The organism is Alcanivorax sp., from assembly GCF_051117345.1.
Classification (GTDB): Bacteria; Pseudomonadota; Gammaproteobacteria; order Pseudomonadales; family Alcanivoracaceae; genus Alcanivorax.
Genome location: NZ_JBNPEC010000225.1, coordinates 1 through 14,208, shown reverse-complemented (window position 1 = coordinate 14,208; position 14,208 = coordinate 1). Strand labels below are relative to the sequence as shown.

Here is a 14,208-nt window from a genome sequence, read left to right as displayed (position 1 = left end):
ACGGGATCATGGGGCTTTCCTGTTTGGTGAGGTGGTTTTAACAGTAACAAGCCCGGCAGGCGAACCGCATTGATCAAAAAGGACGGAAACCTTGACGTTCCGGGTCATGGTGCCCGGTGTGCGGTGATGCAGGGGAAGGGAGCAAAGCTGACTCGCATGATCAGTGCGCTGTCGCCTTCGCTTGCCGCCGCAGCATCAATATCCTGGGGCCGCAGGCGGGGGTGAGTGCCGTCGTAGAATTTTTTGGCGGCTCTGGCGTTCAGGGTGCGTTCGCGGGCGATGTCGTAGGTTATGCCTTCGCCGCCCAGCAAATGGCGAATATATTCCGCACAGGCCACGTCTTCATCGCCAGTGGGATGAGAGGCCACCAGTACCACTACTGGTGGATTCTGTTCGCGCAGATAGTTGGCGGTCGCTTGCGCATTCACCAGCCCGGCAACCAGCACTTCCTTGCTGTCCCGGGCTTTCAGAGTGGCCGCCACGCCGTTGGTGGTGCGCAGGATCAATTCCCGGTCCTGCAGGTCCGCCTGGTCTATTTCCCAGGGAGAGTTGCCGAAATCAAACCCCTTGATCGGAAGGGCATCCACTTCACCGGCCAGCAAGGCGTCGGGCAGGTGCTCTTCACGCAGGGCAAAGGCCTGTTCGGCATTCTCCACCGGCCAGATGCAGCGCAGACCTTTTCGGAAGGCATGGTGGCTGGTGGTGAAGGCACGGATCACGTCGATGATCACGGTGATGCCGTGAATATTGTGCGGCGGGTTATGCCCTTGGGCGATATGGACTTCCATCAATAATCCTTTGTCAGAACAGCAGGCCGATACCCCAGGTGGCGTTATCGAAAATCTCTTCGTCGCTGTCCTGGTACTGTTCCACCGCAATGGTGAAGGTAATGCGGTCACCCAGGGTCATGCGGTCTTTAGGTGTGCGTTTGCCGGTAAAGAAATCCACCACCGAGCGATAATTGAAATCGGAGCGGAAGCGCAGCAAGTCGCCGTGGTTGCCGTAGCCATACTGGATCTGCACGATACGACCGAAACCGATGCCGGCATAGGCGTTGTTGACCCGTTCGCCATCGGCTTCGGAGAGGTCGTCCTCACGCTGGTCTGAGCGCAGCGGCGAATCGCCGAATTTCTTGCTGCCAATGCCGGCGTTGATGGCCACGCTGCTGTAGTTGGCATCGACAAAGAAACCCGTATCCACTCTTTCAGTGGGATCGACCCGGCCAACTGAAAAAACGGTGCCGCGAATCAGGGTGACGCCGCTGTAACGGTCTTCGGCATGGGCATGGCTGGCAAGGGTGCCTGTTAGCAAAAGCAGAGTTATCAGGGTTGTTATTGTTTTCATGGGTATCCCTCCGTGAACAGGGATTCATTATGCCTAACAGGAGATTGAAATACAGTCCGGGTGAATGACTTTCAATGCCGAAGGGAGGCTGCAAGGAAGCCAGCAGAACAAGTCTAATCGCCGATGATTGAGTCGCATGACAAAAGCGTCGCTGTTAACGCTCCGGGGTCCGTGCCAGGGTCCATACCCGCACTTCAGTGGCGCCATGGCGCAGCAGGCATGCGGCGGCGGCGCGGGCGCTGCTGCCGGTGGTCATGACGTCATCCACCAGCACCAGCTTCAGCCCGGTAACCGGCCGGGTGCAGGCAAAGGCGCCCTGTAAATTGCGTCGCCGTTGACTACGGCTGAGCCCTTGCTGCATGGGCGTTGCTTGTTGGCGTGCCAGAGCTGGCAGTGATGGCATCCCCCACAGGCTGGCGAGGCGATCGGTCAGCCGCTGGCTCTGATCGAACCCTCGCTGCCAGCGCCGTCGCCAGTGTGCGGGCAGGGCGCAGAGGGCATCCATGTCAGGCCAGGGGCAGGGTGTGTCTGCCAGCAACTGTTCGATCCCTCTTTCCGCCACCAGATCACCGCGGTACTTGTAACGACCAATTAGCCGATCTAGTGGAAAACTGTAGCGCAGAGGGGCCTGGCTGGCGGTAAAGGGAGGAGGGTGGCGCAGGCAGCGTCCACAGAGCGGAGCAGGAATCTCTTCGTCGGCGTTGCCAGCGGGATGGTGCAGGCCGCACCGACACAGAGGCCCTTCCAGGCGTGCCAGCAATACCAGGCAGGAGGGACAAACCCGGTCGCTCTGTGTTTGCCCGCAAAACAGGCAACGGCAGGATTGATCAAAAAACAGACTGCAGTAAACTTTTGTTGCCTCTATCAGGTTGACAGGTGTCATATTGCTCCCTAGCCTGCTTGGATTCCCGAATGGAGAAGAAGCATGCCCGCAACCGCCAGCCCCGCCCAATCGCCAGCCTCTGACGTTGCTGTACGCCATGACTGGAAACGCAGTGAGATCGACGCCCTGTTTGCCCTGCCGTTCAACGATCTGTTGTTTCAGGCAGCCAACGTACATCGGGCCCATTTCGATCCCAATGCGGTGCAGGTGAGCACCTTGTTGTCCATCAAGACCGGCGCCTGCCCGGAGGATTGCAAGTACTGCTCCCAGTCCGGCCACTACAACACCGAGCTGGAAAAGGAAAAGCTGCTGGAAGTGGCGCGGGTGGTGGAAGAAGCCCAGGCTGCGCGCGACAAGGGGGCTTCCCGCTTCTGCATGGGGGCGGCCTGGCGTAGCCCGCGCGAGAAAGATATGCCCTATGTCCTGGACATGGTGCGGCAGGTAAAATCCCTGGGTCTGGAAACCTGTATGACCCTGGGCATGCTGGATCAGGGCCAGGCGGACGCATTGGCGGACGCGGGCCTCGATTACTACAACCACAACCTGGATACCTCGCCGGAATACTACGGTCAGGTCATCACCACCCGCACCTATAATGATCGTCTTTCCACGCTCGCCAATGTGCGCGATGCCGGCATGAAGGTGTGCTGTGGCGGTATCGTCGGCATGGGCGAGCAGCGCGATGACCGGGTCGGCCTGCTGCAGCAGCTTGCCAATCTGCCGCATCACCCGGAATCCGTGCCCATCAACATGCTGGTGAAGATTGAAGGTACACCCCTGGCGGAAGTGGACGATCTGGACCCGTTCGAGTTTGTCCGCACCGTGGCGGTGGCGCGTATTCTGATGCCGCAATCCTATGTGCGCCTGTCCGCCGGTCGTCAGGAAATGAACGACGAGGCCCAGGCCCTGTGCTTCCTGGCCGGTGCCAACTCCATCTTCTACGGCGAGCGGCTGTTGACCACGGATAACCCGGAAGCCAACCACGACCAGCAATTGTTCAAGCGTCTGGGGATTCATCCCCTGGATTTGCGTCATGAAGCGTCCGACGAAGCCCATGAGGATGTGATCAAGGCCCAGGTGGCGGAGCAGCAGGCAGAAGAGGCCGGGCTGTTCTACAACGCCATGTCCCAGAACAATGGCGGCAAGCGCGCCGCGAAACATGTGCTGGACAAGGACACCGGCCGCCCCGCAGCCACCGAACATTGAGCCATGGCTTTCGATCTGGCCGCCGATCTGGCGGCCCGCCGTGAGCAGCACCGTTACCGCCAACCCTTGATTCAGGACGGCCCCTGCGGCCGTCATGCGGTGGTGGACGGGCGCCGGTATCTGAATTTCTGCAGCAACGACTACCTGGGGCTGGCCAATGATCCGGCGGTGATCGCCGCTTTTCAGAGTGCAGCAGCAGAGTGGGGAGTGGGCAGTGGTGCCTCCCATCTGGTCTGCGGGCATCAGCGCCCCCACCAGCAACTGGAAGAAGCGCTGGCCGATCACGTCGGTCGCGAAAGAGCGTTGCTGTTTTCCAACGGTTATATGGCCAATCTGGGCGTGATGACCGCCTTGCTCGGCAAGGGCGATGCGGTGTTTCACGACCGCCTCAATCATGCCTCCCTGCTGGATGGTGGGTTACTCAGTGGCGCCCGGTTTCGCCGTTTTGCTCACAACGATTCGTCTGCCCTGCGTGGTCAGCTGCAGCGCAGTGACGCGCGCCGCAAGCTGGTGGTCACTGACGGGGTGTTCAGCATGGATGGCGACGTGGCGCCGTTGGCTGACTATGCCGCTGCCTGCGAAGACAATGATGCCTGGCTGATGGTGGACGATGCCCATGGCCTGGGCGTACTCAATGCACAGGGGCGTGGCAGTGTCTTTGCGCAGGGCGTGAATGAGCGGGTGCCGGTACTGATGGGCACCCTGGGCAAGGGGTTGGGGACCGCCGGAGCCTTCGTGGCTGGCAGCCATGCCTTGATCGAGACCCTGATACAATTCGCGCGCACCTATATCTATACCACCGCCATGCCGGCAGCGGTGGCGGCGGCCACCCTGGTGAGCCTGTCCAAGGCCCGCGAAGAACAGTGGCGAAGAGAAAAACTGGCGGCGTTGATCCAGCATTTTCGTATCGGCGCCGAGCAACTGGGTTTCTCCCTGATGGAATCGACCACCCCGATCCAGCCTTTGCTGATCGGTGCCGATCAGCAGGCCCTGGTGCTCAGCCAGCAGCTGCGCGAGCAGGGGTTTCTGGTCACCGCCATTCGCCCGCCCACGGTGCCGGAGGGCCAGGCACGATTGCGGGTCACCCTGTCGGCGGCCCATGAGGAAAACGACGTGGATGCGTTGCTGGTGGCGCTGGCGCGGTGTCAAAGAAAAGATGTTTAACCACAGAGGGCACAGAGATCACCGAGTGAAAACGATACAGACCGGCGGGATGATGGTGCCCCGCAAATCTCCCTGTGGTGTTGTCGGCTTTTCTCAGTGACCTCGGTGCCCTCTGTGGTAAAAAAAGGAAGTTGAATGGCTAAGTTGATCCCGTTCCACAACACCTACAAAGCCACCGGCGTGGCGGATGCCGATGCCCAGGATATCGTACTGATTCATGGCTGGGGTCTGCATGCCATCGTCTTTGACGATATCGTGCCGGCGTTGCTGGAACGGTTCCGTGTCACCGTGGTGGATCTGCCGGGCATGGGCCAGAGCCCGCTGCCCAATGATGACTACACCCTGGACTTTCTCGCCGACCAGGTGCTGGCGATCATGCCGGAGCAGGCCCATCTGCTGGGCTGGTCACTGGGGGGGCTGGTGGCAATGGCCATGGCAGAGAAATCGCCACAGCGAGTACAGTCTGTTGTGACGGTTGCTACCTCACCCCGCTTCACTGCGGCAGCAGATTGGCAACCTGCCATGAAGGCGGACATCCTGGCCAAGTTTGCCGAGCTGTTCGACGAGGATTATGAGGGCACCCTGGTGCGCTTCCTGGCCCTCAACTGCAAGGGCAGCGCGGCCATGCGGGAAGACACCGCGCGCTTGAAAGACATTCTTTATTTCTGCGGCTTGCCGGCGCGCAGGGCTCTGCGGGGCGGTCTCGATATTCTTCGTGATGCTGACCTGCGCGGTACGTTGGCATCCCTGCCCATGCCGGTGCTGATGGTGTTCGGGGAACAGGATCATATTGTGCCGGCGGCCGCCATGGCGGCGGTGGAGCCCCTGATCCAAACCGGCCGCACCGCCTTGATCGAACAGGTGGCCCATGTGCCTTTCCTGTCCGCCCCCGATACTTTTACCCGGGCCGTCTATGACTTCTATCGCGACCATCGACTGGTTGGCTGAGCCGACGATGGAGTCGCCACTCAAGACTGCCGTCAGTCAGCATTTCAGCCGTGCCGCGCGCAGCTACGATGCCCATGCTGAGCTGCAGCTGGCGGTGGGGCGTTCGCTGGTTCAGCGATTGCCCGGCGAACTGGTGAAGCCGGCGGCTCTCGATCTGGGCTGTGCTACCGCGCCCTTTGCCCGAGCCCAGCAACAGGCACTGCCGGACGTGTTATGGCAGGCGGTGGATCTGTCGTCCGATATGCTTAATGAGGCCGCTGAACGGGGCCGACTCAACGATCATTACCAACCTCTGTGCGCGGATGCGGAATCCCTGCCGCTGGAAGCGTCGTCCCAGGGGCTGGTGTTTTCCTGTTTTGCCTTGCAGTGGTGCCACCCGGCCAGGGTGATGGCGGAAGTGCAACGGGTGCTGGCGCCGGGAGGCCGGTTGCTGCTGGCGGTTCCCCTGGCTGGCTCCCTGCAGGAATTGAATCAGAGCTGGCAGGGGGTAAATCACCGCCCCCATGTGAATCCCTTGCCGTCGCTGAAGGACTGGCAGGGCGCGGCTTTGCAGGCCGGGTTTGCCGATGCGCAATGGCAGCAACAGGTGATGGTGGAATACTACGATTCGGTCAAACAGATTGCTCGCCGCCTCAAGGCTACCGGCGCTGATCACGTCAATGGCGCCAGCGGCCTCACCGGCAAGAATGCCTGGCAGGCTATGGTGGCAGAATACGAAACCAGACGGACCGGGCAGGGGCTGCCGTTGACCTGGAATGTGTTGTTCCTGGAAGCGGAAAAGAATTGAGCTGCAAGCTTCAAGCTACAACGCGAATCTGCCGCCGCCGTGTTCTGCCACGCTTTCTCCGCGCCCACGACCATCGATGCACGGGCTGCAACATTGGAGTCATGTGGCAACCTTTCCCGTGTTGCAGCTTGAAGCTTGTAGCTTGCCACCTAACAAACAGCACCGCCCTTTCAGAGGTTCACCATGGAAAACCAGAAGCCCCCCCTTCCTGCCCTCAAGGGCATTTTCTTTGTCACCGGCACCGACACCGAAGTCGGCAAGACCTGGGTGAGCTGTCGTCTGCTGGAGCGTGCTCGCGAAGCGGGATTGAGTTGCTACGGTCTCAAGCCGGTAGCCGCCGGGTGTGAGGAAACCGCAGAGGGCTGGCGCAATGAGGATGCCCTGCAATTGATGGCGGCCAGCTCGGTGACATTACCCTACGAATTAGTCAATCCGGTGGCGTTGAAAGCGCCAGTTGCGCCGCATATTGCTGCTCAAAAGGAGGGTAAGGCCATTACGCTGTCACGGCTGGTCGGCTATGTGCGCGGAGCCCTGAGTGCTCATAAAGCAGATCTGATTCTGATCGAAGGCGCGGGCGGTTGGCGGGTGCCTCTCAATGACCGGGAAATGCTCTCCGGCCTGGCCAGTGCCCTGGAGCTACCGGTGATTCAGGTAGTGGGCATGAAACTGGGTTGCATCAATCATGCACTGTTGACCGCAGAAGCGATTGAAAAAGATGGGCTGCATTATGCGGGCACCATGGCCAACTGCTTTGGTGAAATGGACGCGCAGGAGGAGAATCTGCTTACCCTGCGCCAGCATTTGCCCGGCGCGTTTGCCTTGGTGTAGCGCGTTTTTCCCGCACAATGTCACGGTTTTTTCAGCTGTTATTCATGCCTCTGTCACCTTTAACTGGGCGGTTACAGGGCGCTACATAGTACTACAGTGCAACTACCCAAGGCCCACTGTTCCGATGCAATTTCCTGCCTAATCTTGAGTCGTCAGCGCGTGAAGCGATGGCGTTCAATCAGGGGGAAGTTCCATGGATCGCAAACGACGTCGCCTGGTGCAGGCGCTGGGTGCGGGCAGTACGCTCGCGCTGGCGGGTTGTGGGGGCGGTAGCAGCTCGCCAACGACACCGGTTAATACACCGACTCCGAATCAGCCCGAGGTTCCGGATCAACCTGATGCACTGCCCACTGCGTCTTTTCTGCATGGGGTGGCATCCGGTGACCCACTGTCCGACCGGGTGATTCTGTGGACGCGGGTAACGCCAGACCTTGGCAACGGTGAGGATGTGGCTGTGGCAGTTACCGTGGCCAGTGATCCGGCCATGCAGCAGATTGTTGCGACTTATGCGGCAACGGCTACGGCAGCAGCAGACTACTGCGTGAAGGTGGATGCCTCGGGCCTACAGGCAGACCGTTGGTACTACTATCAGTTTGCGGTGGCGAACAAGACCTCTGCGGTGGGTCGTACCCGAACCTTTCCGGCCTCTGATCGATTTATCGACCGCGCCCGTTTCGCAGTGGTGTCCTGTTCCAATTATCCCAATGGGTTTTTCTCGGTGTACCGGGCCGTTGCCAATCACCCGGACCTGGATTTTGTCCTCCACCTTGGGGATTACATCTACGAATATGGCGCGGGAGAGTATGGTGACTTTCCCGACCGCTGCACGCTGCCTGCCCATGAAATGGTGTCGTTGAGCGATTACCGCCAACGTCCCGCCACGTACAAGACCGATCCGGACCTGCAGGGTATCCATCCACAATTCCCCATGATCGCCGTCTGGGATGATCACGAATCCAGCAACGACAGCTATCGCGACGGCGCCGAGAATCACCAGCCGCTTACCGAAGGCGACTGGGAAACCCGCAAGCAGATTGCCCAGCAGGCCTACTTCGAATGGCTGCCCATTCGCCCCCGCGAGCCGGGTAATCACAGTGTGATCTATCGCCGTTTCCAGTTCGGTGATCTGCTGGATCTGACCATGCTGGACACGCGTCTGGAAGGCCGTGACGAGCAACTGACGATTCCCGCTGACCCGGCCCGCAACGATGAAGACCGCCACCTGATCAGCGCCGAGCAGATGGACTTTCTGCTCGACAGTCTCAGCGCCTCCACCAGCCAGTGGCGCTTCATCGGCCAGCAGGTCATGTTTGCCCAGCTCAACATTGCCGAGCTGCCGACCCTGGATGAGCGTAGCGCACAACTGCGCGGCAACCTGTCCGCCATCAACATGGATCAATGGGACGGCTATGCGGCAGACCGACTGAAAATTCTCAACCATATCGACGACAACAACATCGATAATGTGGTGATCCTCACCGGGGATATTCATACCTCCTGGGCCAGTGAAATCTATCGCAACCCGGGGTCATTACTCGGTGACCTGTTCGACAAGCCGCTGGCGGCGGAGCTGGTTACCCCGGCGGTGACCAGCCCGGGGTTCCCGGAGGGCGCGGCGGAAGTGGCCGGGGCACTGATTCCGGTGGTCAACCCGCATATCCGTTATGTGGAAGCCAAATCCCGCGGTTTCATTCTGGTGGACGTGGATCGCCAGCGTACCCAGGGCGAGTTCTACTACGCGCAGAGCATCGAATCTTTTGATTTGCGTGGCCAGATTGATACCAGCAAGACCAAGGTGGTTGCGGTGAAAAGCGGTGACAGTCGCATTGTCGAAGACCTGCCCCCGTCTCGCCCGCGTTCCCTGCGCACTGCGGTTTTCCACCCTCCTGTACCGAATTCCGATGAGGTGATGTCATGACTTTTCCCTGGAAACTGCTGCCCCTGGTGGCGGCGCTGACGCTGGCGGCTTGTGGCGGCGGGGGATCTTCCAGCCCTGCCAACAGCGCTAATTCCGGTGGTAACAGTGAAACCCCGAACACCCCGTCCGAACCGGGTGATGGAGAAGGTGGTGATGAAGGGGGCGAAGGACCGGTGGCTAACAACCCGCCGGCAGCACTGCGCTTTATTGTGATTGGCGATTCCGGTAGTGGCTTCGCCGGTCAGTATGCGGTGGGCGAAGCCATCGACAAGGTTTGCGAGGTAAAAGACGAGTTCGTGGACGACATGGCCTTCCCTGGCTGTGATCTGGTGGTCGGGCTAGGTGACAACATCCATGAATCCGGCGTCACCAGTGTGGACGATCCCCAATTCGCAGAAAAATTTGAAAAGCCTTTCGAGCCGGTGCAGTTGCCGTTCTATATGGTCTTGGGAAACCACGACAATACCGCTTATGTGGGCGGTGACGGTGCGGGAAATGCACGTGGTGAGTTTCAGGTGGATTACACCTACTTCGACGGCAAGCTCTCCAACCGCTGGAACATGCCGGATCGGTATTTCCTGCACAGTGCCGGCACCACCCACACCAATCCTCGCCCGCTGGTGGATTTCGTGGCGCTGGATTCCAACCCCATTGCCGGTGGTTTCGGTGATCCGGATATCGCCTATGCCTACCACACCTATGGCATCGACCAGCGCAACTGGGCGGTGAATACCCTGGCCGGCTCCAATGCCGTGTTCAAGGTCGCCATGGCCCACCACCCCTATCTGTCCAACGGCTCTCACGGCAACGCCGGAAACTATGATGGTGTGCCCAGCGAGATTCTGCCGGTACTGGCCGGGGAGCGCTGGAAGGCCTTTATGGAAGAAGCGGTCTGTGATCAGACCGACTTTTTCTTTGCCGGTCATGACCATGATCTGCAGGTTCTGGAAGCGGTGCCGGATTGCGGCCGCACCGAGTTCGTGGTCAGTGGCGCGGCGGGAAAGACCCGTTCCATTGATGACCCGGAACGCAATACTGCGCGTTTCCAGCAAGGCGATGTCTATGGGTTCTTCTGGATGAAGGCCACCGAAGCCGACCCCGTTACCCTGGCGCCGGCCACCCTATGCCTGGATGCCTATGTGGTAGACCCTGAGGCAGAAGGGCTGGGCGTGATCAGCAACGGTGAGCTGACCCCGGCCTATACCCACTGCTATGACAAGCAGCCCATGGTGGGGCTGGTGCCGGGCAATGATTTTTCCGGTCTGCCCCTGGGTGACGGGGCTTTACCGCTGCCGTTGCCGGACGGTTTTGATGCGGACTTTACCGGCCCGCTGAAAGAGCTGCGTGAGACCCTGGTGTCCGGTTTTACCCAGGCCGGTGCCAACCTGCCCGAAGACCAGCGTCAGGTGTTCGACCAGATGATTGCTGGTACAGACATCCTGTTCAATGCCATGGATGCGGCCACCGCTGCGATTCTGCAAGGCGACACGAATGGGATGACCCAGTCCGTGCAGGCGGTGCTGGCGGCGTCGGAGCAATTGCAGGCTATCGATACCAGCGGTCTGCCGGTGCCCTTTGATCAACTGGGCGGTGCGTTCGATGCCCTGGCCGATGGTTTTGGTGGCGGTGGTGGTGACGCCGGTGAAGGCGGCACGGTGGAAGACATTGCCTTTATCGCCGGCCCGCTGGTGGCATTGTCCCGTAACCTGAACAATATCCTTGATGGCATTGAAGAGCAGGTGCCGGGCGACGTGCCGGTGTTTGCCGGGCTGACCTCGGTGCTCTCCACCGTTTCCCTGGGCCTAGCGAATACCCTGGAGCAACTGGTGCTGCTGGATACCAGTGCGACCGGTGAGCAACTGGTGGGCACCGTACAGCAGACCCTGGAGAATCTGGTCAACGACGTGCTCTGGCTCAACCAGATTCCCGGCGCGGAGGATTACGCGACCTTGCCCGGTGATGCACTGTCTTCAGGGCTGTTGATCGTGGTACGGGAAGTGACTGAGCAACTGGATGAGCGACTGCTCAGCCCGCTGGCACCGCTGCTGGATCTGTTGTCACCGATCACAGGATTGTTGGCTGGATTGTTTGATGGCTTCTGATTGCCAATAGGAAAAAGACAATCTCTCTTGTCCATAAACCGTGAGGTGGAAACGCCTCGCGGTTTTTTGTGGGTGCGAGATGTGGTTGGGGTCTTGCTTGCAAGGCGAAGGCTCGAAATTACTCCCGAAGTCCCCTGGAATATTCGTCTTGCGAGCAAGGCTCAATGGTGGTTCGGGGCGTTCCGTGTCAGGAAATGCGCAACGGTTTCACCGGTCCCGGATGGTAGGCAGGGATCACGCCCAGTTGTTGCAGCGTATCGATTACCTGGTCCACGGTAATCCCTTGTAGGCAGGGGTAACTGTCCAGGGCGCAGCTGCTGCGTTCGCAGCTCTCATGACAAGGCTGCCAGCGCAGCACCTGTGCATCGGGTGAGAGTGGTTGCCAGAGTGTGTCATCGGTGGGGCCGAACAGGGCCACGGTAGGAAGCCCGCAGGCCGCGGCCAGATGCATGGGGCCGCTGTCGTTGCCGATAAAGCCGCGGCTGCGTTGCAGCAGGGCGACCAGCCCTGCCAGGCTGAGCTGATCGCACAGGTCGATAACCGGGTCGCAGAGAAAACTCTGGATGCGGGCAATCTGCTGGCGATCTTTCTGGCCTGCGCCAATCAGCAAGGGGGTCAGGCCGGCACGACGCAGACGCCGGCAGAGTGCAGCGAATTGCTCCGCATGCCAGATCTTGTACGTCTTGGTGGCGCCAGCATGGATGGCTATCAGATTGTCAGATTGTCGGGTGCCTTTCAGAATGCGGTTCGCTTCGTCCTGGCCAGCGGCAGTGTCGCTCAGCGGCAGGTAGCGTGCCGGTGAGTTCGCGGCGGGACGGCTAAGGCTGGCATAGGCCTGCCAGCGATGGCCGGACCAGTCTGCCTGTGGTTGCCGGGTGTAAAACCACTGGCCATGACGGCGGTGCGGGCCGATGCGCTCGACGGCGCCACTGAGCCGCGCCAGCGTGGCGGATTTTTGCTCCCCCTCAATATCCACGACTACCTCTGCCTTAAAGCGACGCATGGCCATGATCAGCGTCAGGTAACTGCGCACGCGCTGAAACAGTGGCACCTGCCGGGACAGGGACAGTTCCGGGTAATACAGCAGACGCGTCTCACCCGGCAGGCTCTGCTCCACCAGTGATTGATAGCGCTGACTCACCACCAACAACGCTTGCGGTTGAGCGGCCAGCATGGCGCGCAGATGGGGCAGGGCAATCAGCAGATTGCCCATGTGGCTGCAGGGAAACAGAATCAACAAGCGAGACATGACAGGCTGGTCGTTATCCATAACATTGAATAACAGCCTAGAGGGAGTGGGTGTCGGTTACATGACAACAGGCAGCTACGAGCTACGAGCTACGAGCTACGAGCTACGAGCTACGAGCTACGAGCTACGAGCTACGAGCTACGAGCTACGAGCTACGCTCGATGGGATAGGTAAAGGGTGGAAAGTTCCTGGGACCTCGGCATTTCTACGAAGCCGCTGTAGGAACGCAGCGCAGCGGAGTAACGCACGCAGTGCAGTGCGGCCCGAAGGGTGAGCGAAGCGAATACATCCTCTTGAGGTGCGAACCTTGCGCAGCAAGGGAATCGACCGGAGGGCGATCAGGAATCCCAAATCTCGACAGGTCTCTCCAGAAACAATGGTGCTTTGATGTTGATCTCTGCCGCCTCGCTACGCTCGGTTCGCATGTCGTAGATCCCCTGGGGGACAAGCATGGGCTCCTACAAAAAACGGGGGGCACGGCACAATTCGGTTGGCACGGCCACACCCGCCTAGAAGCTGGTAGCTAGCCGCTCGCGGCTGCTTTCAATCCCGCTCAATCAACCAGTCGGCGATCCGCCCCCAGCTCTGTTTCTGTGCCGCGGCGCTGCCGAGGATGCCCATGTGGCCGCCTTCGATGGTGATGAAGGTCTTGTCCTTGCTGCAGATCAGCGGCTCCATGGCCTGGCTGCATTCCGGCGTGACGATGGGATCGCTGGCGCCGGTAACGTTGAGCACGTTGGCGGTAACCTGATTCAGGTGGCCTTCGGTGCCTTCCATGGGAAGCTGGCCGTGGGCCACCACATTATCGGTCCACAGGTAACGGATGATGTCCTGAATGACGCCGCCCGGGTAGGCCACCATGTCGTCCAGGAAGGCACCGTTGGTGGCGTGGGCGGAGACGAAGTCCCGGTCGTGCAGGTTCTTCACCAGATTCCAGTAGCCCTGCAGGCTGCCCACCGGATTGGTGAGCTTGAAGGCGAGGCTGTTGATCCAGCCGGGAGAGCGTAGCAGCCCCGCCGGCACATCATGGATGCGCAGGCCGGTGGTGCTGCGTATCCATTTGGCACGACGGCTGAAACGGCGGTACTGGGCGCCCAGAGCACCATTGCGGTGATAATCCGTGGGCGCGCCCACCAGTACCAGGTTGTTGATATCCGGGTCCTGGCCCAGTGCGCTGTAGCAGAGACTGAACAGGCCGCCGAAGCTCCAGCCGTGCAAGCTGAGTTGCTGCTTGCCGCTGTGCTGGCGCACCTGCACCAGCAGCTTGGGCAGATAGTCGGCAAAATAGCTGCTTAGGCTCAGGTGGTTGTGGTGTTTGCCGGGTCGTCCCCAATCCACCATGTACAGCTCGAAGCCGCGGGCGCGCAGGTAGCGCACCAGGCTGCGCTGGGGGAACAGGTCATAGATCAGCATGTTCACCGCCAGCGGTGCCACCAGGACCAGCGGTGTGCGCTGGGTGTCCCGGCTTACGGACATCACCGTGCCATCGGTAAGGGGGATGGCGTTTTCCTGCAGCGGTGGGTAGTAGCGCAGCTTCACCAGGCCATCGTCGAACAGGGTCTCGTAGGGGGTCTGTTCCGCCTGGCTCAGGGCGTCTGCCTGGAACAGCCGGGCGCGGCCATTATCCAGGCGTTGCCGCCAGGGGCGAGTGGTGTTGTCGAGAACCTGTTGCAGGGTGTCAGTGATCATGGTTTCACCGGCGATGAATTTTTAGCAGAAGTCGAGTTTCTAATGACTCTGTTTGAGCGCGTTCTTCAGCGAGAGGTGGGGGAGATGATT

General features: G+C 60.1%; 12 protein-coding genes. 7 read left to right on the top strand and 5 right to left on the bottom strand.

Translation table 11 applies throughout. The features are described 5' to 3' along the window. Nucleotides 1-104 precede the first annotated feature (104 nt). The 3 genes from ACFE0K_RS14430 to ACFE0K_RS14420 form a co-directional block, all read right to left on the bottom strand. Nucleotides 105-788 (bottom strand): 2-phosphosulfolactate phosphatase, encoded by a 684-nt coding sequence (locus tag ACFE0K_RS14430; protein ID WP_434536722.1) that lies wholly within the window; start codon nucleotides 786-788, stop codon nucleotides 105-107. Nucleotides 789-801: 13 nt separating this feature from the next. After that, nucleotides 802-1,344, bottom strand: a complete 543-nt coding sequence (locus ACFE0K_RS14425; RefSeq protein WP_434536721.1) for a hypothetical protein — start codon at nucleotides 1,342-1,344, stop codon at nucleotides 802-804. 154 nt (nucleotides 1,345-1,498) lie between these two features. Then, on the bottom strand, nucleotides 1,499-2,227 hold the full coding sequence (locus tag ACFE0K_RS14420) for a ComF family protein (protein ID WP_434536720.1): 729 nt from the start codon (nucleotides 2,225-2,227) through the stop codon (nucleotides 1,499-1,501). Between the two features lie 42 nt (nucleotides 2,228-2,269). Between ACFE0K_RS14420 and bioB the strand changes: the two genes are divergently transcribed. The 7 genes from bioB (at nucleotide 2,270) to ACFE0K_RS14385 (ending at nucleotide 11,180) form a co-directional block, all read left to right on the top strand. Next, a complete protein-coding gene (gene bioB, locus ACFE0K_RS14415) occupies nucleotides 2,270-3,433 on the top strand; it encodes a biotin synthase BioB (RefSeq protein ID WP_434536719.1) in 1,164 nt (387 codons plus the stop codon). A gap of 3 nt (nucleotides 3,434-3,436) precedes the next feature. Next, nucleotides 3,437-4,597 carry an 8-amino-7-oxononanoate synthase gene (bioF, locus tag ACFE0K_RS14410; protein ID WP_434536718.1) on the top strand — a complete coding sequence of 387 codons (1,161 nt, stop codon included), beginning with the start codon at nucleotides 3,437-3,439 and terminating at the stop codon, nucleotides 4,595-4,597. Between the two features lie 135 nt (nucleotides 4,598-4,732). After that, the gene (bioH, locus tag ACFE0K_RS14405) at nucleotides 4,733-5,545 is read left to right on the top strand and encodes a pimeloyl-ACP methyl ester esterase BioH (protein ID WP_434536717.1); all 813 of its coding nucleotides are present in this window, start codon (nucleotides 4,733-4,735) and stop codon (nucleotides 5,543-5,545) included. Then, nucleotides 5,511-6,332 (top strand): malonyl-ACP O-methyltransferase BioC, encoded by an 822-nt coding sequence (gene bioC / locus ACFE0K_RS14400; protein ID WP_434536716.1) that lies wholly within the window; start codon nucleotides 5,511-5,513, stop codon nucleotides 6,330-6,332. Before bioH ends, bioC begins: the two co-directional genes overlap by 35 nt. 183 nt (nucleotides 6,333-6,515) lie before the next feature. Next, nucleotides 6,516-7,160 carry a dethiobiotin synthase gene (gene bioD, locus ACFE0K_RS14395; RefSeq protein ID WP_434536715.1) on the top strand — a complete coding sequence of 215 codons (645 nt, stop codon included), beginning with the start codon at nucleotides 6,516-6,518 and terminating at the stop codon, nucleotides 7,158-7,160. A gap of 193 nt (nucleotides 7,161-7,353) precedes the next feature. Next, entirely contained in the window at nucleotides 7,354-9,078 is a 1,725-nt protein-coding gene (locus ACFE0K_RS14390; RefSeq protein WP_434536714.1) for an alkaline phosphatase D family protein, read from the top strand. After that, nucleotides 9,075-11,180, top strand: coding sequence for a metallophosphoesterase (locus ACFE0K_RS14385; RefSeq protein WP_434536713.1), 2,106 nt, complete (start codon nucleotides 9,075-9,077; stop codon nucleotides 11,178-11,180). Before ACFE0K_RS14390 ends, ACFE0K_RS14385 begins: the two co-directional genes overlap by 4 nt. A gap of 187 nt (nucleotides 11,181-11,367) precedes the next feature. Here ACFE0K_RS14385 and ACFE0K_RS14380 read toward each other — a convergent pair whose 3' ends face one another. After that, complete coding sequence (locus ACFE0K_RS14380) at nucleotides 11,368-12,429, bottom strand: glycosyltransferase family 9 protein (RefSeq protein WP_434536712.1); 1,062 nt, start codon at nucleotides 12,427-12,429, stop codon at nucleotides 11,368-11,370. Between the two features lie 543 nt (nucleotides 12,430-12,972). Beyond that, nucleotides 12,973-14,118, bottom strand: coding sequence for an alpha/beta fold hydrolase (locus tag ACFE0K_RS14375; RefSeq protein WP_434536711.1), 1,146 nt, complete (start codon nucleotides 14,116-14,118; stop codon nucleotides 12,973-12,975). Nucleotides 14,119-14,208 lie beyond the last annotated feature (90 nt).

Bases quoted from the DNA above. Each gene is read 5' to 3' on its own strand.
- ACFE0K_RS14420 (WP_434536720.1), bottom strand. From the start codon at position 2,227: ATGACACCTGTCAACCTGATAGAGGCAACAAAAGTTTACTGCAGTCTG.
- ACFE0K_RS14380 (WP_434536712.1), bottom strand. From the start codon at position 12,429: ATGTCTCGCTTGTTGATTCTGTTTCCCTGCAGCCACATGGGCAATCTG.
- ACFE0K_RS14390 (WP_434536714.1), top strand. From the start codon at position 7,354: ATGGATCGCAAACGACGTCGCCTGGTGCAGGCGCTGGGTGCGGGCAGT.
- ACFE0K_RS14375 (WP_434536711.1), bottom strand. From the start codon at position 14,118: ATGATCACTGACACCCTGCAACAGGTTCTCGACAACACCACTCGCCCC.
- ACFE0K_RS14425 (WP_434536721.1), bottom strand. From the start codon at position 1,344: ATGAAAACAATAACAACCCTGATAACTCTGCTTTTGCTAACAGGCACC.
- bioH (WP_434536717.1), top strand. From the start codon at position 4,733: ATGGCTAAGTTGATCCCGTTCCACAACACCTACAAAGCCACCGGCGTG.
- ACFE0K_RS14385 (WP_434536713.1), top strand. From the start codon at position 9,075: ATGACTTTTCCCTGGAAACTGCTGCCCCTGGTGGCGGCGCTGACGCTG.
- ACFE0K_RS14430 (WP_434536722.1), bottom strand. From the start codon at position 788: ATGGAAGTCCATATCGCCCAAGGGCATAACCCGCCGCACAATATTCAC.
- bioB (WP_434536719.1), top strand. From the start codon at position 2,270: ATGCCCGCAACCGCCAGCCCCGCCCAATCGCCAGCCTCTGACGTTGCT.
- bioC (WP_434536716.1), top strand. From the start codon at position 5,511: ATGACTTCTATCGCGACCATCGACTGGTTGGCTGAGCCGACGATGGAG.
- bioD (WP_434536715.1), top strand. From the start codon at position 6,516: ATGGAAAACCAGAAGCCCCCCCTTCCTGCCCTCAAGGGCATTTTCTTT.
- bioF (WP_434536718.1), top strand. From the start codon at position 3,437: ATGGCTTTCGATCTGGCCGCCGATCTGGCGGCCCGCCGTGAGCAGCAC.